The sequence below is a fragment of the Lactobacillus sp. CBA3605 genome (genome assembly GCF_002970915.1).
Lineage (GTDB): Bacteria > Bacillota > Bacilli > Lactobacillales > Lactobacillaceae > Lactiplantibacillus.
This window is the reverse complement of sequence record NZ_CP027190.1, coordinates 850017-875042: the sequence shown is the minus strand read 5'-3', so window position 1 is coordinate 875042 and position 25026 is coordinate 850017. Positions and strand designations below refer to the sequence as shown.

The window sequence follows — 25026 nt, the reverse complement described above, 5'->3', positions numbered from 1 at the left end:
ACAATTTGATATTAGCTAGTTTTGAGAGCACAAGTTTCTCAATAGTGTGGCGACGATGGCAAGAAGGATACACCTGTTCCCATGTCGAACACAGAAGTTAAGCTTCTTAGCGCCGAGAGTAGTTGGGGGATCGCTCCCTGCGAGGGTAGGACGTTGCCATGCAAACGAAGGAATCGATTAATTCGGTTCCTTTTTTTATGCTTAGGATTACAATTGAATCTAAGCTTTGGTATACTATTCAAGAAGAATTTTGCCGTTTTAGCTCAGCAGGTAGAGCACTTCCATGGTAAGGAAGAGGTCGGCAGTTCGAATCTGCTAAACGGCTGTTAATGGCGTTACGGCCACTGAGACAATAAAATAAGCGGGTCTTAATCGTGACTTGTGAAGTATCCTAACCAGCAAAGTAAGGTAGGGATTGCTCGCAGTATTCACGATTGGGACTCGCTTATTTTTTATCCGCAAATGGAGCGGTTGGTTAAGGTAGTATCTTAACGCTTAGGCTGTGGCTGAATAACCTCTTGATTGAAGTCATGTAGGAGGGCCAGCATTGAAACCACGCGCTCAGCGCCTAACCGATTGACCCAGACATCAAAGATACCTTGGAGGTCATCAATCAGCTGCTGATCGATGTTTTGTCCTTGATCAGTTAGTAACAGAATCTTTTTACGGCGGTCAGTTGGTTTTGCAACCTGATAAACATAATCATATTTCAATAGAATACTAATTTGACGTGAAATGGCACTACGGGAGACGTGGTGGCTTTCAGCAATGTCCATTAGTAATAGGGGCGTTGTGCTACGCCCTATTTCATGCATAATTAAAAAAGCGTCAAACGTGAGATGATAACGATTGATTGGTTCAGCGATGTAGTCATCCATGTAATTTAAGACGGTGGCATAATATTTTAGAAAATCATCTAACATCTTAGGCGATCCATTCATTCTGTATCCTCCTTATGGTCGAGATCCTTGGTCAAACAATTAATTGCATAAAATTAATTATAGCATTAGTCAATCTATATCTACATAAAGATAATAAACCTAAATCAAATTAAAGTATAAAAATTGAACTTTTAATCGTCTTTGACGGCTATTAGGAGGACTGAAGCGACTAAAAAGGCTGAGCCATTAACTGGCTCAGCCTTTTGGTTCTCACTGTTAGGCGGTTCGATGACGCCGGGCAATCATCGGGAGGATCATGCCTAAGGCGACGAAGATAATCGGAGTTGCGATGTTTAAGGATAATTGGAACCACCAGCTACTAGGATTGTCAGCTAGTGAGGTGGTCTTAGGTACCATCCCTAAGATACAGGCAAAGGCAGTGAATAGGAAGCACCAAGCCCCAACTAACTTACCAACCATCGGATTCTTTAAGAACATGTAATCACTCTTAAACTCTTTTAAATGTTGATTTAATAAGATATAAGCTAAGAAGACCCATAAGTAACGCATTGGCATAACGACAGAATTTAGGTTTAGTAACCAATTATATAATTCATTCATATTACCAATTCCTAATGCTGGAATGATAATTAAAATACTAACTAAAATTCCAGTCATGATGTAGCCATTTACCGGAACATCCTTCTTGTTCATCTTGCTTAATTTTTTTGGAATGAATTCAGGATCAGCATCACCTAATAAAATCTTTAAAGGTGCATCAATTGAGAAGGCCAAAGCTGAAACTTGAGCCAATACATTGGCAATGGCATACAGAATCATAAAGAGATTGCCAACATGGTAGAAGGAACCAAGCCGTTGGAAAGCGTAGTAAGCACCATTGGCCATTAAGTCTGAAGGAATGTCTTTAGCGTTGAAAAGAATCCCCATTGCAAATGACCCTAATAGCGCACAGATGGCAACCATTCCAGCTAAGACCAACATTCCAAGTGGAAATTCGCGGCCAGGATTTTTGGTTTTATTAACATATGGTGAAATTTTTTCAGAACCACCAACTGCAAAGACTAACATTGAAACAGTGGTAAAGTAAGCGAAATCAAATTTAGGGAGATAGGACTTGAAAGATAGCATATCCGGTGTTTGGACCGTTGATTTAGTCATCAATGGTGCTGAAACCGCCAGAATGATGAACAAGATTGACATGATGAACATTCCAGTCCCAGCGACACTCCCAATTCGTTTAAGGGTAGTTAATCCGAGGGACGCAATCCAAAGGAAGAATAAGAATAGCACTAAACAAATACTTTGGACAACAATCGCAGGGGTGTTGTTAACGAAATTACCGTTACCTCTAAATAACCAACTAAAGGCAATCAGAATCCCCTGTGGCTTTTGAGCTAAATAAGGAATGTGAACAATCCAATAGGTCCAAGCTGCGTAGTAAGCGAGGCGCTTCGTGCTAGTGGCTCGAATCCAAGAGGAGACCCCACCTTCGGCTTCTTTAAAAGTTGATCCTAATTGACCAACAATTAAGGTATAGGGGACGAAATAAATAATCATAATTAAAATCCAAGATGTGACGACCGATAAGCCTTGTAACGCAAAGTTATTAACCACGTTACCTAAGCCCCATACGGCCACGAATGCAATTAGTGCAATATTGGACCAGCGCAGTTGTTTCTCTGTTTTCATAATTGGGCTCCTTTTTTAGTCTGAATACGACTAATTATATGATGGAAATGGAAGCGTTGACAACTTTATTTTTATAATATTAAAAGTACTTGATAATTTGGTTTTAAAAATGAAGATTAGCTGTTAGCTTAGCGAAAATTTGCTATTATTAAGAGGAATCGTTAGACCTAAATGGAAAGTGTATAATAATTAGTGATAGAGCCATTTGAATTAGCAATGGCGAAGGTGGGGTAAAGAGATTGAAGAATGTAGTGATTGGTAGTGTCGTATTAGCATCGGGCATGCCCAAGATTGGTGTGACACTGACGGGTTCAAATCGGCAAGCGTTATTGGGTCAAGCAGCGCAGGTCTTAACTTCAGTGGCGCAAATCGTTGAATGGCGTTTGGATACTTATCAGGAATTAGATAATCGGGCCGAACTGATTAATACGGCCGTGCAGTTGCAGCAGCTATTGGGTACGATTCCGGTAATCGCCACGATCCGGGGCTCATTGTTGGCGCCAACTACTTATTATCAGATTTATCAGACTTTAGTTAATAATCGAGCGGTGGCGGCGATTGACGTTGAAAGTCGTTATTTGAAAGCACCTCAATTTGGACCATTAGTGACCCAAATGCGGACACATCAGATTCGGTTGATTTTAAGTCAATCCATTACCGGCACGTTACCATCGCCGGCTGAATTAGTGACTAGTTATCAGACCATGGCTGTAGCAGGAGCTGATGTGATTCGAATGTCGGTGCAACCAACGCAGGCCCTCGATGTTGTGACCTTAATGGCAGCTACGACTCAAGCCCATCAAGTCCTAGATGTGCCCTTGATTGCAACGGCTAGCGGTAGCTTAGGTCGTTATAGTGGCGTCTGCGGTCAATTGATGGGGTCAGCGATTACTTTCGGGCGCGTGGGACATGTAGGTGAGCATGGCCAATTATCGGTCAGTCAGTTAAAGCAAACTTTACAAACATTAGCGACCGTTTAGGGAGGGAACAAGATGAAATGGCAGTCGATCTGGCGACATACCAGCTATATTATTCAAACTTTAGCGATTTACTTCTTATTAATCCAAGGACCCTATGATGTCTGGGGGGCTAAGCTTGGCTACCGGCTTGGCGAGTATTTAATTAATATTGTCGGAATTACGGGGTTGTTCTTCTTAGTTGAAGTCGGTTATAACTATTTTCGACAACGGTTATTACAGCGGCATAAAAAAAACTAGGCCAATGGTCTAGTTTTTTTGTTGCGCTTGAACGAGTTGTTCAACAAAGGCATCTAAATGGGTTAAATCTTCTCCCTCAGGTGCTAGATTGACGAAAACGTCAGCAGCACCTTGAGTTGCGCCAGTTGACTTAAAGGCGTGACTAAAATCAGTGACGGCCCGGCAGTAGTCATCTTCATAAAATGTATCACCAGAACCAGCACACCCGTAAATTTTTCCAGTTAGATCTAAGGCTTGCAGGTCATCATAAAAATCAAGCCCTTCTTCGGGGAGCGCACCTTCATCATAGGTGTAAGGGACAATCACAGCGATATCAACAGTTTCAAATTCACTAGCATCGGCCTGTGAGATTTCTTCTTTTGTGACCGTGACGCCTAAGCGCTCAAACTTTTCAATAATGACATCGGCAACATCTTCATTGTTACCGGTAATCGTTGCAAAAATAACTTTAGCAGTTGCCATCGGAACGCCTCGCTTTCAAAATGTTAATAAGGCGATTATAACAGAATTTTAATCTAAAATTAAGTCACGGCTGGATTATTCTCAAAACCGTTGCGAGAGCGGTTTCTCGCAAGCTAATTCCATGCTATAATTTAACTATTAAACGTCGGCTGATTCCGACCAACGCGTGTTAATCAGAATTTTAATAATAAACTAAAAATGAAGTAAGCTAGGGGTAATTAAATGGCAAAGAAAGAAAATAAAGGTCGGCTTGGGAAACGACTATGGAACTCAATTACGGAGCCACTACCAGATGATGATAGTCAGGCTAATGAACAAATTCCGTTGGCTTATGATTTAAAAGATAGTGCGGCGGCGAAGTCAGCCACTGAAGAATCTGCAGCAACTATTGATGTCGATCAAGCACAAGCTGAGACATCAACAGCAGCGGCGCCTGTCTCAAAATCAGTTATTGATCCTGACTTGGATCGGCATCCCCAATCGGTTGCAGCATCGGCTGCCGCGATTGATGATACGAAGCCGAGTTCAGCAGCTACTACGGTGACAAGTGCCACAAATCAACAACCGAAATCAACGCCAACCAGCGCAACGACGCACCATGAACAACCGGTTATTTCAGTTCAAGCGATTGAAAAGGCCCGGACGAATAACGATGCACAGCCTGAATTACCACTGTCACGTGAAGAATTATATGGGGATCAACAGCCAAATGCCGGTAGCGCTGCACCACGAACAGATCGGACGACTGACGATTCTGAAACGATGTCACGAATGGCCCGACATGGTGAAACGCCTGTCAGTGCGGCGGCAACTAATGACGAAAATCCGCATTTGAAGAAGAAGGCTAAGGCTAATAATAATAAGCCTCATCAAAAACCACAACGGCGGCGACGTAATCGACGCTTGATGTTGTTAGGGGTTGTTATTTTAATTGTGGCCGCCGTGGGGTCTATGTATATGTGGACCAATGCTAAGACCACGCAGTCGCAAGCTAGAAGCAATGCTGAAGCTCAAGTCAAAAAGATTTATACGGCCGATAAAAGTGATTTACGAGCCAGCGCATCAACCACGAAGTTAGCACAACTCCAAACGGCGATTGATGATTTAAAGGCTTCAAGTGAAAAAACTAGTCTGCAGCAGCAACATGATACGGCAGTTAAGATGTTAAAAGTACGAACGACGTATCAGGGGTTGTATAATGAAGACAAGCTCATTAAAGTCGGTGTTACGACAGCCACAATTACGACAGCTAACAACCAACTGAAGGCGACTGATTTAGCGACCAGTAAAGCTGATTTTACGACTAAATATCAAGAAAAATTATCAGTGACAGGCAAAACGGTCAAGGCAGTTCAAGGCTACCATCGAGATTTTAAAGACCTGTATACCAAGAAAGATAAGTTGAAGTCTTCGGTTTCAACGAGTCGAGTTGATAAAGTTATGAAACACTTGAAAGCTTACCAGTCGAAATCCCAATTAGCACGCAATGATTATGCACGGTTGAAGGCTGATCGCAAGAAGTTAGCGAAGTCAGAAGCCGCTGCTGCGGCAGCCGAAAGCTCACGCCAAACATCGATTGCCAACGAAAGCAGTTCATCATCAAGTTATAGTGAACCATCGTTATCGAGTTCATCTAGTGAGGAATCTAGTTCAGAAGAGTCAAGCTCATCAGATACGAGTTCGAGTTATTCGGCTTATTCAACGACGACGGATAGCACCACGACGAACGATAATGATACGGCGACAAGTTCTGCAGACAGTAGCAGCTATTACAGTGCTGACAGCAGTAGCAGCAATGCATCCAGTGATAATTCAAGTAGTAGTGATACAACTAGTACCACCACAGATGGTTACAGTTTCTCAACCACTTATTAATTAAAGCTAATTCAATCGGCGCAACGTCATTATTGACGTTGTGCTTTTCTAAAACTTAGAGATGGGGGATTTTAGGATGCCAATTGCATTAATGGTACAAGCGACCAAAGCAGCACAACTGGAACAGTTACAACAGATGTATCCGGCTTGGCAATTCAAAACAGTCACGACATTAAAGCCAGCTGAATATGCGCAAGTAGAAGTAATGTATGGCAATCATCCGATTTTGAAAGAGCTATTGGCCCAAACACCGGTCCATTTGAAATTCTTACAGGTGATTTCAGCGGGGGTTGACTATTTACCACTCGCACAGCTAAAAGCGGCGGGGGTACTGGTTGCCAATACTAGTGGGATTCATGCGGATGCAATCAGTGAGTCAGCGCTAGCAGCGATGCTCACCGTTGTCCGCGGGTATCATGCTGCTTGGCAAAATCAGATTGGAATGCGCCAGTGGACCTTGCCAACAACGACGCGTACGTTAACGGGACAACAGCTATTGATTTATGGGACCGGTCAGATTGGTCAGGCTTTAGCGGTTAAAGCTGCAGTCTTAGGACTCCAAGTTGTTGGGGTCAATACAACCGGACATCCCGCACCACATTTCACACAGACCGTGGCATTGACGGATACGGCAGCGGCTTTAGCAACCGCCAACTTTATTGTCAATGCCCTACCATTAACGCCGACAACGGCCCACTTCTTTAATGCACAGTGGTTCCAACAACTAGGCCAGCACCCGATGTTCATTAACATTGGGCGAGGACCATCAGTGGTTACGGCGGATTTAATTACTGCGCTAGACCAGCATCAATTGAGTTGGGCGGCCTTGGACGTGACAGATCCAGAGCCATTACCGGCGACCCATCCATTATGGCAACGCGCCGATGTCTTGATTACGCCCCATATTTCAGGACAAATTGCGCATTTTAGGACAGTTGTTTTTCCAATCTTCAAAGCTAATTTTGACCAATTCAACGACCAAGGCACATTGTGTCGTAACCAAGTTGATTTATCGCGTGGCTATTAGCCTAAAGCGGGCACTTAATTTTCAAATTTGAAAATTAAGTGCCCGCTTTTTACCGGATTGATTAAAATTTAGATCAGCCGAGTTTGCACACAATGAATGGCTGCTTAAAGGTCATCCTCATGGCGAGCTTGGCGAAAGTTTACTGCTGCGGCGTCATTGTGGCGTTGACCAAGTGCCAAGACGAAGACCGTACTGATAATTAAAAGACTTCCCAAGATATCCAGCCATTGAAAGCTAACCCCTAACAAGACGACGGCAATAATTGTGGCGGATAATGGTTCGAAGGCGTCCAACAGACTAACGACAGTCGGCCGAATGTAATTGAGGCTTTGTAAAAAGAAGAGAAAGGCCAATAACGTCCCAAAAATAATGACAAAGCCCAACTTGCTGATATTGGCAAGGGTTAATGGGATTTGAATCTGCCATACAGGTTGAACTAGATTGAATAAGATACCACCTAGTAACATCGACCAGGTATTAACGGTCATTGGACTGTATTTGGTCAATAAGCGAGTCGGCAATAAGGTATTGGTTGCCGAAGTGACACCGGAAAGTAAGCCCCAACCAAGTGCGCCGACTGAAATGACCAATGTCGCAGGATTGCCATGCGTGACCAGTAAAAATGACCCAATCAGAGCGAGGGCAATAGCGAGACCTTCTGGCCGGGTGGGTAATTGATGATGGGCTAAGACGAGCCAGATTGCAATAAATACGGGTCCCATAAATTGCAAAATCGTGGCAGTAGCGGCGTTACTTGCCTCGACTGCGAGAAAATAAGTGAATTGAACGGGCATTAGGCCTAATAGTGTGTAGGCGGTAATTTGTAGTAAATCTTGTGGATGTCGCCAAATTGACCACAAGTCGACTTTAGTTATCAAGCTAATGAGGAGCAGGCCGATGCCAGCCCCTAGCATCCGAATTCCGGTTAACCATAGTGAGTTAATATTGGTCGTGTCAAATAAAGTTTGGGCAATCGCGCCCGAAACACCCCAAAAGGTGGCACTGATACTGGCTAAAAAGAGACCTTTGAGTTCATGATTGGTTTGCATGCGTGTGTCCTCCCGGTTAATAAACGTTACTATCTATTGTAACTTAGTTTGCTGGGTAGTGGCAGAATCGTTGTTTTGAAAGTCAGACCCGTTTTTGAAAGCGATTTCCATTATTGATGAGAATAGCGTACAATTGTAAGTGTTAAAATGTAGGAGGGGTAGCGCATGCCAAAATATCTAGTCTTTATGGACATTGATGGCACCTTGTTAACTGATCATCAGTATATCTCTGATCATACCAAGGCCACCATCGAACGATTACAAAAACAGGATGTCATGTTTTATATTGCCACCGGCCGGATGTATGAATTAGCCAAGATTGTCCGCAACAAGTTGAATCCAGATGTCCGTTTAGTCACATCAAATGGGGCCGTCTTTGATGGCGCCCAGGGACGTGAAATTACTAAGTTAGGTGGGGCTGCAGTTGAATTAGCGTATTTAATTGCGCGGCGTGATAATTTACCAATGATGTTATTTACACCCACCATGGCTTATTACACGGAACAGATTCCACGCTTTGTGGCACGGAATGCAGCTAACTTTGATGCGGATGAAACGTCAATTGGCTATGCTGAAGTTAAGAGTTTCTCACAGTTAGCTGCGATTGAGGATCAAATTACGAATGGCGTTATTTTAAGTCGTGAGGATATGTCACGCTTAGATTCAGCCCGTGAAAAGTTAACCAGTAGTAAATTATTACGCTTATCGTCATCTAATCCGAATAATATTGAAATGATTCCATTGCATACAGATAAAGGAACCGCCGTCAAACAGATCCAACAAGAACAAAATGTTGATGCGGCTCATACTTTTGTCTTTGGCGATGGCTTAAATGATGTTGGGATGATGGCGGCGGCTGACCTCTCAGTTGCGATGGGGAATGCGTTGCCACAAGTTAAGACTGCGGCTAATTATGAAACTGATACAAATTATAATGATGGTCTGGCGCTCTTTTTAGATCAGTATTTTGAAAAAGAATCACGATAATCCCTGAATTACCGGGCAAGTTATGTAGCTTATGTAGGGTTTGAGATAATTATCTCGAACTCTTTTTTTGATGGTCAACTTAACTTGGTTAACCTTAGTAACTAACTGGATTAACCCCCAAAGATTAACTTTGATTATTAAAATTTTGGTATTAGCTGCGATGAATAATTGACTTTTTCGTCAAATTTGGCACACTTAAAGAGGAAATGGGTTTTAGGAAGTGATTTGGTTGAAAATAGAAATTTTACCGGCCACGACGGCGGTGCCCCTAGCAATCCTATCAATGACGGGGTTAGATAATCGAGAATTGAATCCGGCAATCGAAAAACAATTGGCGACTCGCCAAATTCAGCCAGCGCAACCGCAAAATGCGTTAGCAGATTTATTGCAGTTGATTGGTCAGCGGCATCACGTGGCAATGCAGGCATGGGATATGGCAATGTTACCGGCATTAACGGGTCAATTGTTAACGTCGGGTTCAGCAGTTCAATTACAAGTTGCAGATGACCAGCCAGTTGCAGTTAATCTGACAACTAAGAGTAGTCAGGTCTTAATTGTTATCGGTGATTCAACGGCTAGCAGTGAAACGGTCCATGCCACCGGCCAAGAACTACAACGAAAATTGAAAGCATTTTTTGGGATTCAAGCCCGCTTACAATTTCGAACTAGCTCGGCAACGGTTCAACTTTTGGATACAGTTAAGAGTGCGTCCTCGGCGTAACGTTAATATCGATCAAGTCAAATTGACGATTGGTATAGTCAACCCGAGTGACACTGGTGTTTTTTAATAACCGGGTTGGCAATTTGTGGGGACTAAGTTGATAGAGGAAAGCGCTTAAAACTAAGCCGTGTGAGACAATCAGAATATTACGATCTTGGGTAGCTGTTTGGGATTCAAACAGACTAATTCGCCGCAAGGTTCGGTTAATCCGATCAGTAACCCCAACCAGTGTTTCAGCGGTGCGCGTTTGGTCTAGGGAGTTGAAAACCCATAAAAGGGTCGCAAAACGTTCTTTACTTAGCATCAATTTTAAGAAGGTCCCAATGCCTAACTGTTTGCGGACCTGTTGAACCACCCAAGTGTTTTTAGTGCCTTCGAGGCCACCAAAGTTGAATTCTCGTAAACCGACGTCAATCGTCGGTTTTTTTAGTTCAGGATGTAAGGCAGTGATAATCCGAGTGGTCTGTTGGGCTCGACCTAAGTCACTGGTATAAGCTGCATCAAAAGGGACACTGGCCAACATCCGCGCGAGTTGTTGGGCCGATCGCACGCCGTTAGCAGTTAACTTTGAGTCATAAATGCCCTGTAAACGGTTAGCGGCATTTAAGCTGGTCTGACCATGTCGAACCAGATAAAGATGAATTGTTGCCATTTAAAGGCCTCCTCAGATGAATTAACATACTTTAATTGTACGGCGTGGCCTAGGATAGAACAAGCTTTTTAACCAGGCCATAAAAAATAAAAGCTTAGCGACTGACCAGTCACACCTAACGTCAAATTTAGTTGACCATAAATTCAATAATACCGATATTAGTGATTGGCCTAGTTAAAATAATCATAAGTCATCATGTATGATTATCATAAGAAAAAGGTTTGACAGCTGACCCGAAACTTGCTAGGATATTACTTGGATAAATTGCGCGCAGTAAATAACTATCCATCAGTTAGGAGTAACATTATGAAAAAAGTCACACAACAGCTTGCGTTGATGAGCACAATTTTAAGTTTAGGTAGTTTATTAAGTACAATACCGGCAACAGCGGAAAGTGCTGAAACAACGGCAGATGTTGATTTAAAACAATCGGCCACGGATAACAGTATTGCGTTGGATCAGGCGCCAACATACCAGTTTAAAGATTTAGAATTATCGGCTAGTCGGCGTGACTATACGGCTACAGCGGTTAACGACCACTTAATTGTTCGCAATCCCGGGGTTGAGAGTGGTTGGCAAGTCACGGCTAAGATTTCAGATTTCAAACGACTTGGTAATCGGCAGTCAGATGGTGCCAATCAGTTAGTTGGTGCCCAGTTAACCTTAATGAGCGGGATAGTTGCACCAACTGAGGATGATAATCCATCAGTTCGGCCGGTGACGACCAATAATATTGTCTTAAGTGATCAAGATCAAGCTATCATGACTGCTGCCAAAGGAGCGGGGTTAGGAACTTATCAATTGGAACATATTAACTCACAAGTTAAGTTAAGTGTGCCCAGTGGTAATCGCACCGGGACCTACCAAGCAAAGATTACTTGGACGCTAGGCAATGCGCCAACGGGTGCTTAATTGGAATCATTGAAACAGCAGGTTGTGGGGCGGTCCAACTGATCGCACCACGTACATAGCGGGTAAATAAGAAAGGATTGAAATAATGCGGGGATGGCAATTGATAATGATAGCGGCACTATGGGGTAGTTTAGGGATGGGGAGTCCCCGTGTTCAAGCGGTGCCGGTGACGGCTGAAGTGGACGCTAATCAGCCAGTGACACCGGAGACAGCTGATGCCAGCAGTGCGGTTACTGAACCGCCAAGCGAGCAACAGCCTCCAGCGACGGTGGCACCAGTAATTGAGCCGGTAATCCCCACAGCACCTAAGCCCCCAGCAGTTAGTCAAGTGGATCATAGCCTCACGGTGACAGATGCCCATGGTGACCCTGTTGATAAAAACACCCAGGTGGCGAGTGGTGATCAAGTCACTTACCAATTTCGGTTGCAATATCGACCGGGAACGCCCAGTAATGAGCAACTGCATTTTGCCTTTAACCGGCCGAAAAACATAACCTTCAAGTCGGCAACCGTGACGACCGCTACTGGTAAAACGACGGCGGCCCATGCAAGTAGCAGTAAGGTGCGCACAACGATTATGACCCCGCTCAATGCTGATAATCCGTGGATTGAAATCACAGTGGTGGCTGCGGCTAATTGGGTCAAACGCTTATCCTCAGTTGAGGGTGGGAGTGCATTTACGACCATTGATACTGCTAGAACGACGTTTGAACTACCAAACTATCAGATTTTACCGGTACCACCATTATTTTTGAGCTTAGATGAGAGCCAGTTTGACGTTGCCAAAAGTGGCAAGGTGCAGCTTAGTGGCCAACTTGATCGTCAAGGTGGCTTTAAGAATGAAGACATCACGATTTATATTCAAAAGGGTGACCAAACCTTAGCACAATTCAAATTGGATTCAGCGGCAGAGCCTGGTGCTTTTGTCTATGAGTTGGCGGCGACTGAATTGACAACGGGGACCAATGACCTGGAAATCTATGCGGTTGATGAACATGAGTTACGTTCGGATTCAGTGCTGCTGACGGTGAATGTGCGCGGTGATTTGAGTTTTAAAGAAGTTCCTGAGCAGGCGACATTTACGGCTGTGACCTTAACCGGACGGTCACAAGTTATCGGTCGCGCTGATAATTGGCACTTGCAAATTAGTGATGAACGACCGGCTGGCGCACATTGGCGTTTAATCGCAGCCGCAACCACTTTTAAAACGGCTCAAGGCCGCGACTTAGCGGGGTGGGTCGTGTATCAAGCAGCGGGTCAAGATCGCGTGATGCTGACAACGACTGGCACAGTGGTCGCTCAAGGGACGACGACGCCAACGACAACCTTATTTGACACGGCGACGACTTGGTCGGCTCAAACGGGGGTCTTGATGGAAGTACGGGGCGATGCCTTGCCTGGTAAGTATACTGGGACTATTACGTGGACTTTAGAAGATGCGCCCGGTTAAGCTAAACGATAAAAAAATGGCTTCAACTACCCCTAATTGGGCGGTTGAAGCCATTTTTTTGATTAGTTTGAGTATTTATTGGTTATTCCAATCTTCACTCAAAGCTTGCTTACTTTCTTGCTTTAAAATCTTAATCATCTTACGTCGCGCCGCGAAGAAAGGTAGACCTAAATGGGCTAGATTACTCCGGAAGCGCCAACGATAATGATAAGTTTTGGCTGGAAGATATTCGGCTGATTGCACATAGTCCGCATAACGGAATGCAAACAGCTGATCTTCGAGAAAATTGATCTCTTCGTTGAACTTTAAGTGATGGGTCGTAATGATTGATCGTAGGAAACATTTATTCCATGAAAAACCACCCACTGTGCCAAAGTTGATATTAGCAACTAGTTCTTTTTTAGCATAGGTCTTGGCCGGACTAGGCACTGCTAAATAGCCGAAATGCCCACAAACGACTAACTGACTTTGGGGCGCAGCTTGATAGGCGGCCAAAAAGGTGGCTAAAAAGTTTGGTTCTACCCAGTCGTCCCCATCGACGAAACACAAGTATTGACCTTGAGCAACGGCCATCCCAGAATTACGCGCGGCAGAAACCCCACGGTTCTGAGCATGGGTAACGACCTTAAAGCGGTCATCCGTTTCGATCAATGCTTGAATCTGTTGGGCCGTATCATCGGTTGAACAATCATTCACCACAATGACTTCAAAGTCCATCATTGTCTGATGCTGGAGACTGGTCAAGCAACTATTGATAAATTTATGTTGATTGTACGCTGGTACAACCACTGAAAAAAGGGGTGCAGACACGCTAATTCCTCCATCATAATTTCGTATACTATTCTCTATTATAGCCGTTAATTGTGATGAAAATGTAGCGATTTGCCTTAAATTGTCGATAATTTAAGGATTTGATAAGTTAGTCGTATGAAAATACAAGGCTAAGTCGGGATATGCGAAGACAGTATGCGAAAAATCCAATAAACTATTATTTTTATAATAGTTGCAAGAATCTAAGGCTAAATAAGTATCACCGTGGCCTAATTGCATTAATTTGGCCTCTTCTTCGGTTAGATTAGTGAGCGATAAGTAATCATCACTATTAGCAATCCCAATCCCGTAGGCCTCGTAAATGAAGTCCCAAATTGACTGATTAATCGCTTCAGTTGAGAGATAGGGCACGACTGACCGTAGATAATAAGCCTTTTCCAGACAATAGAGGTGGTCATGCCAATACCGGAGCCGAATAACCCGATAAAGTTCCTGATCAATTGGAATCCCCATTTGCTTGGCAAGTTCCGGATCGCTATGAATCGTGTCAAAGGTTAGAATTTTAGAAACTAATTCACGGGGGTGTAAATTACTGCTAGGCATCGCGCGGGCCGATAGGTTGACCACCGTTTTGTGTTGTAATTGAATATTAGTAATGAAGTAACCGCTACCTTGAACCCGCCGTAATAGTCCTTGTTGGTAAACGAGGTCGATGGCCTTGCGGATGGTATTACGGCTGGCATGATAATGGGCCATTAACTGCGCTTCAGTCGGCAATTTGACTTCAAATTGCCCGTCTTGAATGGCATTGACGAGTTTAGTCGCAATATCACGATACATTGGAACCACTTCTTTCAATTTTTAGATTAAGTGATAATTTGTAGGTACCAATTTAATAAATTCCCGGTTTTTAATGATTAGGACTTGTTAAATTTGTACCCATGACTTATAATTCTAATTGTAATGAAAGCGGTTTACTAAAGCAACCGCTGAAGAAAATTAATTTATAAACTATACTAGGAGCGTGTTTATTATGGCTGAAAAAACAATTATGTTGGTGTGTGCTGCAGGAATGTCAACGTCACTATTAGTTTCAAAGATGCAAAAGGCTGCTGAAGCTGATGGGATTGACGCAGAAATTTTTGCAACCGCTGCCAGTGATGCGGATGCTAAGTTAAGCGAAAAGAATCCAGATATTTTAATGCTTGGACCACAAGTTCGTTATATGTTAAGCGACTTTCAAAAACGGGTTGATATTCCGGTTGAAGTAATCAATATGCAAGACTACGGCATGATGAATGGTGAAAAAGTATTACGCGAAGCCGAATCATCAATGGCTAAAAAATAGGTTAAACGAGTTGAGATACTGCCTAACAACGTGCGTCGGTAGGCAGTATTTTAGTGGCATGAAGACGATGAAAAATAAGCTAAAAAGGATGAGGGTCAATGGCAGAAGAAAAGCAAGCAACACCTGAAACAGAAGCAAGTCTAGAAACAATTATGGGGTTAATTGTGAATGGTGGTAACGCCAAGAGTTCCGCTTTCGAAGCAATTAGAGCCGCTAAAGAGAACGATTTTACAACGGCGGATGCTAAGTTAAAAGAAGCCGATAACTTCTTAACTGAAGCCCACAATTCACAAACTTCAATGTTAACTGATGAAGCTAATGGGGAACATACTCACGTTTCATTGTTGTTGGTTCATTCACAAGATCATATTATGAATGCCATTACCTTCCGCGATTTAGCAGGGGAAATTGTTGATTTATATCGGCGGTTAGCTACTGAAGCAAAATAGGTCATAGTGGGGACCCAGACGAATACCTTAAGGGTATTGGTCGGGTCCCTTATTTATCAAAATACGTTAAAAATATAGAAATAAGCTGGAGGATTAGATATGGCAACTGGATATAAAATGCCGAAAGATTTCTTATGGGGTGGTGCTGTGGCAGCCCATCAATTAGAAGGCGCTTGGCAAGCTGATGGTAAGGGCGTTAGTATTGCGGACGTCATGACAGCTGGTCAAAATGGGGTCCCCCGGGAAGTTACTGATGGCGTGGAAGCTGGTAAAAGTTATCCGAATCATTGGGGTGATGATTTTTATCACCGATACCATGAAGATGTGCAATTATTTGAAGAAATGGGTTTTAAATGTTTCCGAACGTCAATTGCTTGGACGCGGATTTTCCCCAACGGCGATGAAGTTGAACCCAATGAAGCGGGGTTAAAATTCTATGATGATTTATTTGATGATTTATTAGCACATGGGATTCAGCCCGTAATTACGTTATCACATTTTGAGATGCCTTATCATCTGGTCAAGGCCTACGGTGGTTTTGGCAATCGGAAGATGATCGACTTCTTCTTACACTTTGCAAAGACGGTCTTCAAACGTTATAAAAATAAGGTTAAGTATTGGATGACCTTTAATGAAATCAATAATCAAACGGCTTGGCAAGATCCCCATCCGTTATTACAAAATTCTGGGCTCCAATTAGGCAAGCATGATAACTGGGAACAAGCGATGTATCAAGCGGCACATTATGAGCTCGTTGCCAGCGCTTTAGCCGTTCAGGCTGGACATGCCATTAATCCTGATTTCCAGATTGGGTGCATGATTGCCATGTGTCCAATCTATCCTTTAACCGCCAAGCCTGAAGATGTGATGATGGCTGAACGAGCGATGCAAAAGCGGTATTGGTTTGGCGATGTGCATTGTCGTGGCGAGTATCCTAAGTGGTTACCAAAATACTTTGAACGTAAGGGCTTTGATATTGACATTACCGCCGCTGATTTGGCTGCTTTAAAGGCCGGCACGGTCGATTATGTTGGATTTAGCTATTACATGTCCTTTGTAACCAAGGGTCGCAAAAATGATAGCGATTACGACTTTAAAGAACCCGATGATTTTGTTGAAAATCCATACGTTGAAAAATCCGATTGGGGCTGGCAAATTGATCCTACCGGGTTACGATATGCCATGAATTGGATGCAGGACCGGTGGCATTTGCCACAATTCATCGTTGAAAATGGTTTTGGCGCTTATGATAAAAAAGCAGCTGATGGCAGTGTCCATGATGATTATCGGATTAGTTATTTCCGGGACCATATTAAAGCGATGGAAGCTGCAGTCGCTTTAGATGGGGTTGACTTGATTGGTTATACCCCTTGGGGTTGTATTGACTTGGTCTCTGCTAGTACTGGTGAAATGGCAAAACGATACGGCTTTATTTATGTGGACGCCGACGACAACGGGCAAGGGAGCTTTGATCGTTCGAAGAAGGACTCGTTTGACTGGTATCAAAAGGTGATTGCGAGTGACGGCGAAAGTTTATAGTGAAAGGACGAAGGCTTAATGACAACAACTAAAAGTGGCTTACGGTCAGATTTTCTATGGGGTGGCGCCGTTGCGGCCCATCAATTAGAAGGTGGCTGGCAGGCCGGTGGTAAAGGTGTTAGCATGGCGGATGTGATGACTGCTGGTGCTAATGGCGTGCCCCGTGAGATTACTGATGGAGTTTTACCAGGTAAGAATTATCCGAATCATGATGGCATTGATTTTTACGGCCATTATCAAGCCGATATTAAGTTATTTGCCGAGATGGGTTTTAAATGTTTCCGGACATCGATTGCCTGGACGCGAATTTTTCCCAATGGCGATGAAGCCGAACCGAATGAAGCCGGCTTAAAGTTTTATGATGAGATGTTTGATACTTGTTTAAAGTATGGCATCGAACCAGTGATTACGTTGGCGCACTTTGAAATGCCGTACCATTTAGTTGAAAAGTATGGTGGCTGGCGTAATCGGAAAGTGATTGACTATTTTGTCCATTATGCAGAAGTTGTCTTCAAACGATATCGCAATAAGGTTAAGTATTGGATGACTTTCAACGAAATCAATAACCAAACGACTTATACGAATCAATTTTTAATGGCAACTGATTCAGGATTGGTGTTAAAACCAGATGATCCAAACGCCGAGGCATTGATGTATCAAGCAGCGCATTATGAAGTCGTCGCAAGCACTTTAGCAGTTAAGTTGGGGCATCAGATCAATCCTGACTTTAAGATTGGGAATATGATTAACATGACGCCAATCTACCCATTAACCGCCAAGCCAGGCGATATTATGCAAGCTGAAAAGGCCATGCAACGGCGATATTGGTTCGCAGATGTGCAATCGTGGGGGTACTACCCACGCAACATGGAAGCTTTCTTCAAACAGACGGGGTTCCGGCCAGACATTACTGCTGAAGATCGGGCCGTTTTAGCGGATGGGACCGTGGATTATATTGGATTTAGTTATTACAATTCCAATACGGTTGAAGCGCAAGCTGATAATCCAAGTTATCACTTTGTAGGGACCGAAGCCGTTGACAATCCTTATTTGCAGACGAGTGAATGGGATTGGCCAATTGACCCAGTGGGCTTACGGTATGCCTTGAACTGGTTACAAGACCGGTATAACAAGCCGATGATGATTGTTGAAAATGGGTTAGGTGCGCGTGACAAGGTGGAAGCCGATGGGTCTATTCATGATCCATATCGGATTGACTACTTGCGGGCACATATCAATGAAATGATCAAAGCAGTCAATGAAGATGGTGTCGACTTGATTGGTTATACGCCATGGGGCTGTATTGATTTGGTTTCTGCTGGGACCGGTCAAATGTCAAAACGTTATGGTTTTATCTATGTGGATAAAGATGACGAGGGGCAAGGGACGTTAGATCGTGCAAAGAAGGATTCCTTCTACTGGTATCAGAAAGTGATTAAAACTAACGGTGCTGATTTAAAATAACTGAGCTAAATTAGTGCAAAACTAAAAAGTTGTTTAGCTGAACCGGATTATCCGGTATCAGGCTAAGCAACTTTTTTTGTTAGAAATAATCAATTAAGGCAGGTTTCGTGGTGACAAAACTGGCATCTAAGCGTTTAATCGCCGCTATTTCGCCGGTAACTTGTCCGTGCTGCCAAGCTTGAGTTAAGGTGCGGGTGCCAAAGAGTGCTTGGGTTAACCGTTGAATGGATAAGTGCACGTCAGCGGCACCGTTAAGGGCTGGTGTGACACGATTCAAGGTGACCGTCCCGGCAGTGATACTTAGTGTCCAGATGCCTTGATTTTGGGTTAAGACCGGATCAGTTATCGCCAAGCGAATCGGCGCTAAGTCGGTTGTCATAAAGGGATACCGTTTTAAAAAGGCCGGTAAATCGACAATTCTTGCCATCATATAGGGCGTTGTTTGGATGCTTAAGGCTTCTGGCGCTGCTAAGTCGGCCAAGTTATTGTCATCACTAGGTGCCATATAACTAAAAGTATCAAACGTCGTTCCATGCTTGGTGATGAAAGCAGCTAATCGCTCAAAGGCGACTGGTGTACTGGTTGTCCATTCTTGAATGGCAAAGTTGGTTGCTTGACGCTCGTAAATGAGGTAACCTTCGATTTGACTGGCGGCATTCCGATAAATTGCAACGGACCAGTCGTGCTTTAAGGTGAGATAATGACACCACCAGGTTGACCGAATCAAGCCACCGCGTTGATTAATCGGCTGGGCCGCATAAAAGTCGTTAATGAGCGTAATGCCAGCGTTGCCATATCGGGTAATTGTCCCTGAAAGATCCGTGGGCTTAAGCCGCGGCAAGGCGGCTGCAGGTAACACCTGTTCAGTATGGGTAAAAGTCTGCTCATAACCAAATTGACGATAGTACCCATACGAGAACGGTGCCAGATAGGACAACGGCACTTGTTGAGCGGCCATGTCATGTAACGCCGCCGTTAATAATTTGCCAGCGCCACCGCGGCCAGAATACTCGGGGGCACTCATCACGTCGCCAATGCCATGCATCGGATAGGTGACGCCGTGAAAGTTGACTTGCATAGGCAGACTATATAAGCCACTCACTAATTGTTGTTGATCATGAAGTCCGTAAATCCAGCCGTGTTGATAACGCTCCATGAAAAATTGGCGTCGTTGTGGACTATCATGGTTGTTAAAAGCGTATTGATATAACTGATAAAAGGCTTCGCGGTCCGCATCAGTTGTTAACCGTAAATTTTCAGTCATCGTTTAGCTCCTTTATTTTGCAGCGACTAACCTAAAGTCCATCCATGGCACCAATAAGGCAAGAATTTGTTGATCGGTGGCAACGAGTTTACCGACGACGTTAATGCGCCCGGTATTCTTGAAATCACGTAATGCAATTTGAAGTTCACCTTTGTATTGACCATATTGATCGTTATCAATTAAGACGTCACCAACGTGGATATCAACCGTATGCTTGGCTGGAAAAGCGGCGTCTTTATAGATGACCCGGGTTTGTGAGGACCGTAAAACATAGTCGGAACAGTCACCACGATAAGTTTGGGCTTGATCAAAAATTACAGCTTTTTCAGCGGCGGACAAGTCAGCCGGCGTTGTGAGGTGTAGTAAAGGATATGGGCTGAAGAAGATGTCAGCGGTCGCTTTTAATTCCGCTTCGCTGGCATAGGCATTTCCGATTAAGACATCATCAATTAAGCCAGTCATCTTAAGATGTTGGACTTGGGTTGCGATGGGGAGCCCGCGGTGCTGTTCCAACGTGCAAAGTCCATCTTGCATTGGCCAAGGACCATAAGTTGCGTCATTAGATGAGACGAAGGCGGCGGTATTAATGCCATATTGCCGGTATTGTTTCGAAGTGGCCACAAAATAGTCGTAGCCTAAACCGGTGTATTCTTGTGGGTAGAAGTTATGCGAGCCCAGTAGGTTATCTTTTTCAGGATAATAATCCATGATGGTGTCAACGTAATGAGTCCCTTTAGACATGTTGACCTCAATTTTAATGCCATATTCATTATGGGTCATGCGTGCTTCTTCTTGTCCGGTAAAGCCGAGGTCTAGTCGGACGCCCCAAGCGCCTAACTCGTGGAAGAATGAGAGGTCATCGTAGGAAACACCGAGTTGTTTGAATAACCCGGGATTCACATCGACCATCACTTGTAAGCCAAGCTGATTGGCGTAGGTGATAACTTTTTTGAAGTTAGCGATGACTTCATCTTGGTTACCTTTAATTTCAAGTAGGGACGTGAAGACCCGTTGATAGCCATATTTTGTTGCCAAATCTAAATAAGCCGCATCTTTTTCAAACGTTGACCGTTCTGGATAGACGGACACACCAAGTTTACTCATTATAATTAATTCCTCCATAATTGGTAGTTGTATTCGCTTTCATTGTAGCATGATTAATTGGTCCATACCAGCAAAAGTCTAAATTTGTTGGTACAAATTTAGGCGCTGTTTTTATCGGGTCGATTATGCTACGATTTGAGTAAGACCTAATTAATGGAGGATTTATGATGACATTTGAAGCAATTTTACCAGCCTTAAAGGCTGGCAAGCGCGCCGTTCGGACTGGTTGGGAAGGGACCGAACTTTTTGTAATGTTACAACCCACGTCAACTTTTCAGGGCGATGTGTTGAACCCTTACTTTTTGATTAAAACCGCTGATGAAGCCTATAGTTTATGGTCACCAACGGATTGTGATATTTTGGCTGAAGACTGGCAACTGGTCGCCTAATGCAATTCAGTGAATTTGCTGGGCAGACGGTATTAGTTACGGGAGCGGCTTCTGGCATTGGACAGGCCCAAACACAGGCCTTTTTAGCGCAACACGCCCAAGTAATTGCAATTGACCAGCAACCGCAACCAGCTAGTTTATCGTCGCAACCCCAATTAAGTTATCAGCAGGCCGATGTTTGTGACGCCACGGCATTAACGCAAGCCATTAAGGCTGGTAGTGCAGTACTGGGCCAACCTCAAATCGTGTGCAATACGGCTGGCAAGCTTGATGGCTATCAGCCGACTTTGGCACTCGATTTAGACCAATGGCAACAAATCTTAGCGACCGATTTAACTAGTCAATTCATCGTAACGAATGCTGTTTTACCGGCTATGCTAGCACAGCAGCATGGCGTTTTCGTCAACATGGCATCAATTGCTGGTTTGGTCGCTGGTGGTGGTGGTGCAGCTTACACGGCGGCCAAACATGCTGTAATCGGTTATACCAAGCAAGTCGACTTAGATTATGCGAGCCAGGGTATTCGGGCTAATTGTCTGGCCCCAGGTGCGATTGACACGCCGATGAATGCGGCTGATTTTGCTGGGACTGGTAAGCTGGCCCAATGGGTTGCCCAAGAGACCCCGGCTAAACGCTGGGCCCAACCACAAGAGGTTGCTGATCTAACGTTGTTTTTGGCGAGTCGCCATGCTGACTATATTCATGGCACGGTGGTTCCGATTGATGGCGGTTGGTTAGAGAAGTAAAAGGGGGACAACTTAATGGCAGCAATGGATAATGTCGGGCGTCCCGGCCAAGTGCTACGTAAGCAACAGGTCTATTCGGGTCCGATTTTTAACTTGTTAAAAGAAACGATTCAAACTCCCGATGGGTTAACTGTTGAACGTGATTTGATTGATCATGGCGATGCTGTGACGATTTTAGCGTTGACAGCGGATGACCAAGTCGTATTAGGTTCAGAATACCGGGTGGGCCGTAATGCGGAGACCATTAGTTTGCCAGCTGGGCTGATTAACCCTGGTGAGGCACCTTTAACGGCGGCTGTTCGTGAATTGCAAGAAGAAGCTGGTTACGTTGCCCATGATAGTCAAGTGATGACGACGATTAGCTCTTCAGAGGGATTCACGAATGAAACGGTGAGTTTGATTTTGACACATATTGATCCTAGCGAACGAGTCGAACGGCATTTTGATGCGGACGAATATGTGAATACACAGTTAGTCCCGTTAGACAAAGTAATCGACTTGTTACGAACTGGTCAATTGCATTCAGCGCAAGCGGTTTGTGCGTTGACGTGGTATTTGACTTTTATACGCTAAGTTGGGTGCTTTTTTACGCCTGATTATACACAAAAAGCCAACGCATGATAAAATGTGCGTTGGCTTTTTGAGGTTAACTGAAATAATTTTCTAAGAAAACGGCAACGCCATCATCATCATTACTGAGCGTTGTTGCCGTTGCCACGGCTTTAACTGCAGGAATGGCATTGTCCATGGCGACGCCCACCTTAGCAAGTTTGAGCATGCCTAAATCATTTTCTTCATCACCGAAGGCCATTAAATTAGCGGCCTGTTCATTGAAGTGGGTAAGTAGCTGTGTGAGTCCACTCGCTTTATCAGTGTGGTTGGGTAAAAATTCTAATAGGTTTCGCCGCGAGGGCACTACGTGGAAATTAGCAGCAACGTCTGCGGGTAAGTTGGCCTGGATAGCGGGTACTTGGTCGGAAGCACTGACGACTTTACCAAATAGATCATCGGCTGGTAAGGTCGCAAAAGTTAAATCCGTAAACGGCATGAGCCCTTGTAGAAAGTCTTCATAGGGTGATTTGCCAAGCTCGATGAGGGAATAGACCTGAGTGAGGTCAATCACGTCTAATGGAAAGCCAAACGTTTTCGCAAAAGCGTATAGCGGTGCTAAATCAGCTTTAGTTAAGCTGGTCCGTGCCAAAATTGCGGCCGTCGTATTTTGTTGCACTAACCCGCCATTAAAAGTAATCGAGTAGTCGGTTGGTTGAGTTAGTGCCAGTTGTTTGAGTAATGGCTGAATGGCTTTAATGGGGCGGCCAGTACAGAGCACAATGCGTTTACCGGCAGTGTGCAGTTGTTTTAGGACCCGTTCCGTCCGGGGTGAAATCGTCTTTTCAGAAGTTAACAAGGTATTATCCAAATCGAGTGCAATTGTTGTAATCATGTGATAAGTCCTTTCCAAATTACGTTAAATGCAAAATTTGACGAATCGTTGCGGCCATTTGTTCAGGGTCGCTGACGCGGTCATGTTTGACAGTGGCAGTCCGTAGCTGAGTCACCGTCGCTGGGATTGGTGTTTTGATACAATCATGGAGTTGATCGACCGCAGTCAAGCCATCAACCGTTACAGGCGCACCTGTAATTGCAGCCAAGACTGCTTGTGGGAACTTATACGGACTGGCAGTGGCGACGATCACCATGGGCCGTTGATCCTTAGTAGCGGCACAATATTGTTTTGCGACAGCGGAAGCGACGGCAGTATGCGGATCAATTGTATAGTGATGATGAGCATACAAATGATTAATTTCGTGTTGATCCTGGTCCTCAGTCACAAATCCAGCCCAAAAATCGGTAATAGCTTGGCGCATAGTTGGGGTCAACTGGTAAGCACCCTTAGTTTGTAAGTCCTGCATTAAGCTGGCTGTTTGCACGGGATCGGCGCCAGTCAGATAAAAGACCAAGCGTTCGAGATTACTAGAGACTAAAATATCCATTGATGGCGAGCTCGTTAAGAAAAAGTCCCGTTGTTTGTTATAAACGCCGGTATTAAAAAAATCAGTTAAGACGTTGTTACGATTCGACGCACAAATTAATTTATGGATGGGTGTGCCCAATTGCTTGGCATAGTAACCCGCTAAAATATCACCGAAGTTACCTGTCGGCACGCTAAAGTTAATTTCATCGCCATTTTTGATGCGGCCTTGTTTAATCAATTGCGCATAAGTATAGACATAATAGGCGACCTGAGGAAAGAGCCGGCCAATATTAATTGAGTTGGCACTCGAAAATTGTAAGTTGTTTTGGGCCAGTTCGGCGTGTAATTGAGGGTCATTGAGCAGGGCCTTGACCTTAGTCTGAGCATCATCAAAGTTCCCATTAAGGGCGACTACGTAGGTGTTAGCCCCGGTTTGAGTCACCATCTGTTGTTTTTGAATGGCGCTAACGCCGTCCTTAGGGTAGAATACAATGATTTTAGTTTGGTCGACATCGGCGAAGCCAGCCATGGCTGCTTTACCAGTATCACCAGAGGTGGCGGTTAGAATGACTACCTCGGATTCTAAGTGATTTTTTTTAGCCGCCGTCAGCATTAGATGGGGCAATAGCTGGAGGGCGAGATCCTTGAAGGCAATCGTTGGTCCATGAAAGAGTTCCAAGTAGTATTGTTGCCCATGCTTAGTGACGGGGGCGATTGCTGGATCATCAAACTGGTCACCATAAGCTGCTTTTAAACAGGCTTTGAGTTCGGCTTCAGTGTAATCGGTAAAGAAGAGTTTCAAAACCTCATAAGCGACTGCTTGATAAGATAAAGTTGCCAAGTAATCAAAGTCAAAGTTGGCGGTCGGGAGTTGAACAGGGACGAATAAGCCGCCATCGGGGGTCAGCCCTTGTAAAACGGCTTGTGAGCTGGTCATTGTCTGACTTGCAGTTTCGCGGGTACTGCGATAAAGTGTTTCCATGGATGCACGTCCTTTCAGTTGATTTGGTATAAATGATACACTAAATTACGTT

Annotated in this window: 26 protein-coding genes, 1 tRNA gene and 1 rRNA gene; 17 read left to right on the top strand and 11 right to left on the bottom strand. The window is 44.2% G+C overall.

Annotated features, from left to right (window positions below):
- The first annotated feature begins 45 nt into the window (after window positions 1–45).
- Together rrf and C5Z25_RS04380 are read left to right on the top strand one after the other, a co-directional pair.
- A 5S ribosomal RNA gene (gene rrf / locus C5Z25_RS04385) occupies window positions 46–162 on the top strand.
- A 90-nt stretch (window positions 163–252) separates the two neighbouring features.
- Window positions 253–325 (top strand) — tRNA-Thr (locus tag C5Z25_RS04380).
- Between the two features lie 163 nt (window positions 326–488).
- On the opposite strand, the gene C5Z25_RS04375 is transcribed toward C5Z25_RS04380, so the two are convergent.
- Window positions 489–941 (bottom strand): MarR family winged helix-turn-helix transcriptional regulator, encoded by a 453-nt coding sequence (locus C5Z25_RS04375; protein ID WP_234002778.1) that lies wholly within the window; start codon window positions 939–941, stop codon window positions 489–491.
- A 216-nt stretch (window positions 942–1157) separates the two neighbouring features.
- Window positions 1158–2594, bottom strand: coding sequence for an amino acid permease (locus tag C5Z25_RS04370; protein ID WP_199774945.1), 1437 nt, complete (start codon window positions 2592–2594; stop codon window positions 1158–1160).
- A 236-nt stretch (window positions 2595–2830) separates the two neighbouring features.
- Here C5Z25_RS04370 and C5Z25_RS04365 point away from each other — a divergent pair, with 236 nt between their 5' ends.
- Window positions 2831–3571, top strand: coding sequence for a type I 3-dehydroquinate dehydratase (locus C5Z25_RS04365; protein WP_105451511.1), 741 nt, complete (start codon window positions 2831–2833; stop codon window positions 3569–3571).
- 12 nt (window positions 3572–3583) lie between these two features.
- A complete protein-coding gene (locus C5Z25_RS04360; protein WP_105451510.1) occupies window positions 3584–3808 on the top strand; it encodes a hypothetical protein in 225 nt (74 codons plus the stop codon).
- Window positions 3809–3817: 9 nt separating this feature from the next.
- Here the strand turns inward: C5Z25_RS04360 and C5Z25_RS04355 are convergent, their stop codons facing one another.
- On the bottom strand, window positions 3818–4270 hold the full coding sequence (locus C5Z25_RS04355; RefSeq protein ID WP_105451509.1) for a flavodoxin: 453 nt from the start codon (window positions 4268–4270) through the stop codon (window positions 3818–3820).
- A 222-nt stretch (window positions 4271–4492) separates the two neighbouring features.
- Here C5Z25_RS04355 and C5Z25_RS04350 point away from each other — a divergent pair, with 222 nt between their 5' ends.
- A complete protein-coding gene (locus tag C5Z25_RS04350) occupies window positions 4493–6145 on the top strand; it encodes a hypothetical protein (RefSeq protein WP_105451508.1) in 1653 nt (550 codons plus the stop codon).
- 76 nt (window positions 6146–6221) lie between these two features.
- Window positions 6222–7172: an NAD(P)-dependent oxidoreductase gene (locus C5Z25_RS04345; protein ID WP_105451507.1), complete on the top strand. Its 951-nt coding sequence runs from the start codon at window positions 6222–6224 to the stop codon at window positions 7170–7172.
- A gap of 104 nt (window positions 7173–7276) precedes the next feature.
- Here the strand turns inward: C5Z25_RS04345 and C5Z25_RS04340 are convergent, their stop codons facing one another.
- Window positions 7277–8221, bottom strand: a complete 945-nt coding sequence (locus C5Z25_RS04340; RefSeq protein ID WP_105451506.1) for a DMT family transporter — start codon at window positions 8219–8221, stop codon at window positions 7277–7279.
- A 165-nt stretch (window positions 8222–8386) separates the two neighbouring features.
- Between C5Z25_RS04340 and C5Z25_RS04335 the strand changes: the two genes are divergently transcribed.
- On the top strand, window positions 8387–9208 hold the full coding sequence (locus C5Z25_RS04335; RefSeq protein ID WP_105451505.1) for an HAD family hydrolase: 822 nt from the start codon (window positions 8387–8389) through the stop codon (window positions 9206–9208).
- A 229-nt stretch (window positions 9209–9437) separates the two neighbouring features.
- Window positions 9438–9929 carry a hypothetical protein gene (locus tag C5Z25_RS04330; RefSeq protein ID WP_105451504.1) on the top strand — a complete coding sequence of 164 codons (492 nt, stop codon included), beginning with the start codon at window positions 9438–9440 and terminating at the stop codon, window positions 9927–9929.
- On the opposite strand, the gene C5Z25_RS04325 is transcribed toward C5Z25_RS04330, so the two are convergent.
- Complete coding sequence (locus tag C5Z25_RS04325) at window positions 9907–10581, bottom strand: histidine phosphatase family protein (protein WP_105451503.1); 675 nt, start codon at window positions 10579–10581, stop codon at window positions 9907–9909. The genes C5Z25_RS04330 and C5Z25_RS04325 overlap by 23 nt on opposite strands.
- A 306-nt stretch (window positions 10582–10887) precedes the next feature.
- On the opposite strand from C5Z25_RS04325, the gene C5Z25_RS04320 reads away from it, so the two are divergent.
- Complete coding sequence (locus C5Z25_RS04320) at window positions 10888–11493, top strand: WxL domain-containing protein (RefSeq protein WP_105451502.1); 606 nt, start codon at window positions 10888–10890, stop codon at window positions 11491–11493.
- Between the two features lie 106 nt (window positions 11494–11599).
- Window positions 11600–12943, top strand: coding sequence for a hypothetical protein (locus C5Z25_RS04315; RefSeq protein WP_158682896.1), 1344 nt, complete (start codon window positions 11600–11602; stop codon window positions 12941–12943).
- A 75-nt stretch (window positions 12944–13018) separates the two neighbouring features.
- Here C5Z25_RS04315 and C5Z25_RS04310 read toward each other — a convergent pair whose 3' ends face one another.
- On the bottom strand, window positions 13019–13753 hold the full coding sequence (locus C5Z25_RS04310) for a glycosyltransferase family 2 protein (protein WP_105451500.1): 735 nt from the start codon (window positions 13751–13753) through the stop codon (window positions 13019–13021).
- Between the two features lie 93 nt (window positions 13754–13846).
- Window positions 13847–14554, bottom strand: a complete 708-nt coding sequence (locus C5Z25_RS04305; protein WP_105451499.1) for a GntR family transcriptional regulator — start codon at window positions 14552–14554, stop codon at window positions 13847–13849.
- Window positions 14555–14747: 193 nt separating this feature from the next.
- Here C5Z25_RS04305 and C5Z25_RS04300 point away from each other — a divergent pair, with 193 nt between their 5' ends.
- From C5Z25_RS04300 to C5Z25_RS04285, 4 genes are all read left to right on the top strand, one after another.
- The gene (locus tag C5Z25_RS04300; protein ID WP_105449012.1) at window positions 14748–15062 is read left to right on the top strand and encodes a PTS sugar transporter subunit IIB; all 315 of its coding nucleotides are present in this window, start codon (window positions 14748–14750) and stop codon (window positions 15060–15062) included.
- A 98-nt stretch (window positions 15063–15160) separates the two neighbouring features.
- Window positions 15161–15511, top strand: a complete 351-nt coding sequence (locus C5Z25_RS04295) for a PTS lactose/cellobiose transporter subunit IIA (RefSeq protein ID WP_105451498.1) — start codon at window positions 15161–15163, stop codon at window positions 15509–15511.
- 99 nt (window positions 15512–15610) lie between these two features.
- A complete protein-coding gene (locus tag C5Z25_RS04290; RefSeq protein WP_105451497.1) occupies window positions 15611–17050 on the top strand; it encodes a 6-phospho-beta-glucosidase in 1440 nt (479 codons plus the stop codon).
- An 18-nt stretch (window positions 17051–17068) separates the two neighbouring features.
- Window positions 17069–18514, top strand: a complete 1446-nt coding sequence (locus C5Z25_RS04285) for a 6-phospho-beta-glucosidase (RefSeq protein WP_105451496.1) — start codon at window positions 17069–17071, stop codon at window positions 18512–18514.
- Between the two features lie 79 nt (window positions 18515–18593).
- On the opposite strand, the gene C5Z25_RS04280 is transcribed toward C5Z25_RS04285, so the two are convergent.
- A complete protein-coding gene (locus tag C5Z25_RS04280) occupies window positions 18594–19778 on the bottom strand; it encodes a GNAT family N-acetyltransferase (RefSeq protein ID WP_105451495.1) in 1185 nt (394 codons plus the stop codon).
- A 12-nt stretch (window positions 19779–19790) separates the two neighbouring features.
- Window positions 19791–20882 (bottom strand): DUF871 domain-containing protein, encoded by a 1092-nt coding sequence (locus C5Z25_RS04275; protein WP_105451494.1) that lies wholly within the window; start codon window positions 20880–20882, stop codon window positions 19791–19793.
- 167 nt (window positions 20883–21049) lie between these two features.
- On the opposite strand from C5Z25_RS04275, the gene C5Z25_RS04270 reads away from it, so the two are divergent.
- Genes C5Z25_RS04270 through C5Z25_RS04260 form a run of 3 tightly spaced genes read left to right on the top strand, consistent with a single transcriptional unit; the run spans window position 21050 to window position 22590 of the window.
- Window positions 21050–21271 (top strand): DUF2829 domain-containing protein, encoded by a 222-nt coding sequence (locus tag C5Z25_RS04270; protein WP_105451493.1) that lies wholly within the window; start codon window positions 21050–21052, stop codon window positions 21269–21271.
- Entirely contained in the window at window positions 21271–22017 is a 747-nt protein-coding gene (locus C5Z25_RS04265) for a 3-oxoacyl-ACP reductase (protein ID WP_105451492.1), read from the top strand. Before C5Z25_RS04270 ends, C5Z25_RS04265 begins: the two co-directional genes overlap by 1 nt.
- Before the next feature lie 15 nt (window positions 22018–22032).
- The gene (locus tag C5Z25_RS04260) at window positions 22033–22590 is read left to right on the top strand and encodes an NUDIX hydrolase (RefSeq protein WP_105451491.1); all 558 of its coding nucleotides are present in this window, start codon (window positions 22033–22035) and stop codon (window positions 22588–22590) included.
- 73 nt (window positions 22591–22663) lie between these two features.
- On the opposite strand, the gene C5Z25_RS04255 is transcribed toward C5Z25_RS04260, so the two are convergent.
- On the bottom strand, window positions 22664–23461 hold the full coding sequence (locus C5Z25_RS04255; protein WP_105451490.1) for a Cof-type HAD-IIB family hydrolase: 798 nt from the start codon (window positions 23459–23461) through the stop codon (window positions 22664–22666).
- Window positions 23462–23480: 19 nt separating this feature from the next.
- Window positions 23481–24974, bottom strand: a complete 1494-nt coding sequence (gene thrC / locus C5Z25_RS04250) for a threonine synthase (protein ID WP_105451489.1) — start codon at window positions 24972–24974, stop codon at window positions 23481–23483.
- Window positions 24975–25026: the final 52 nt, after the last annotated feature.

Coding starts and splice junctions, on each gene's coding strand:
- C5Z25_RS04375 (WP_234002778.1), bottom strand. CDS start 941: ATGAATGGATCGCCTAAGATGTTAGATGATTTTCTAAAATATTATGCC.
- C5Z25_RS04360 (WP_105451510.1), top strand. CDS start 3,584: ATGAAATGGCAGTCGATCTGGCGACATACCAGCTATATTATTCAAACT.
- C5Z25_RS04355 (WP_105451509.1), bottom strand. CDS start 4,270: ATGGCAACTGCTAAAGTTATTTTTGCAACGATTACCGGTAACAATGAA.
- C5Z25_RS04350 (WP_105451508.1), top strand. CDS start 4,493: ATGGCAAAGAAAGAAAATAAAGGTCGGCTTGGGAAACGACTATGGAAC.
- C5Z25_RS04345 (WP_105451507.1), top strand. CDS start 6,222: ATGCCAATTGCATTAATGGTACAAGCGACCAAAGCAGCACAACTGGAA.
- C5Z25_RS04340 (WP_105451506.1), bottom strand. CDS start 8,221: ATGCAAACCAATCATGAACTCAAAGGTCTCTTTTTAGCCAGTATCAGT.
- C5Z25_RS04335 (WP_105451505.1), top strand. CDS start 8,387: ATGCCAAAATATCTAGTCTTTATGGACATTGATGGCACCTTGTTAACT.
- C5Z25_RS04325 (WP_105451503.1), bottom strand. CDS start 10,581: ATGGCAACAATTCATCTTTATCTGGTTCGACATGGTCAGACCAGCTTA.
- C5Z25_RS04320 (WP_105451502.1), top strand. CDS start 10,888: ATGAAAAAAGTCACACAACAGCTTGCGTTGATGAGCACAATTTTAAGT.
- C5Z25_RS04315 (WP_158682896.1), top strand. CDS start 11,600: ATGATAGCGGCACTATGGGGTAGTTTAGGGATGGGGAGTCCCCGTGTT.
- C5Z25_RS04305 (WP_105451499.1), bottom strand. CDS start 14,554: ATGTATCGTGATATTGCGACTAAACTCGTCAATGCCATTCAAGACGGG.
- C5Z25_RS04300 (WP_105449012.1), top strand. CDS start 14,748: ATGGCTGAAAAAACAATTATGTTGGTGTGTGCTGCAGGAATGTCAACG.
- C5Z25_RS04295 (WP_105451498.1), top strand. CDS start 15,161: ATGGCAGAAGAAAAGCAAGCAACACCTGAAACAGAAGCAAGTCTAGAA.
- C5Z25_RS04290 (WP_105451497.1), top strand. CDS start 15,611: ATGGCAACTGGATATAAAATGCCGAAAGATTTCTTATGGGGTGGTGCT.
- C5Z25_RS04285 (WP_105451496.1), top strand. CDS start 17,069: ATGACAACAACTAAAAGTGGCTTACGGTCAGATTTTCTATGGGGTGGC.
- C5Z25_RS04280 (WP_105451495.1), bottom strand. CDS start 19,778: ATGACTGAAAATTTACGGTTAACAACTGATGCGGACCGCGAAGCCTTT.
- C5Z25_RS04275 (WP_105451494.1), bottom strand. CDS start 20,882: ATGAGTAAACTTGGTGTGTCCGTCTATCCAGAACGGTCAACGTTTGAA.
- C5Z25_RS04270 (WP_105451493.1), top strand. CDS start 21,050: ATGACATTTGAAGCAATTTTACCAGCCTTAAAGGCTGGCAAGCGCGCC.
- C5Z25_RS04265 (WP_105451492.1), top strand. CDS start 21,271: ATGCAATTCAGTGAATTTGCTGGGCAGACGGTATTAGTTACGGGAGCG.
- C5Z25_RS04260 (WP_105451491.1), top strand. CDS start 22,033: ATGGCAGCAATGGATAATGTCGGGCGTCCCGGCCAAGTGCTACGTAAG.
- C5Z25_RS04255 (WP_105451490.1), bottom strand. CDS start 23,461: ATGATTACAACAATTGCACTCGATTTGGATAATACCTTGTTAACTTCT.
- thrC (WP_105451489.1), bottom strand. CDS start 24,974: ATGGAAACACTTTATCGCAGTACCCGCGAAACTGCAAGTCAGACAATG.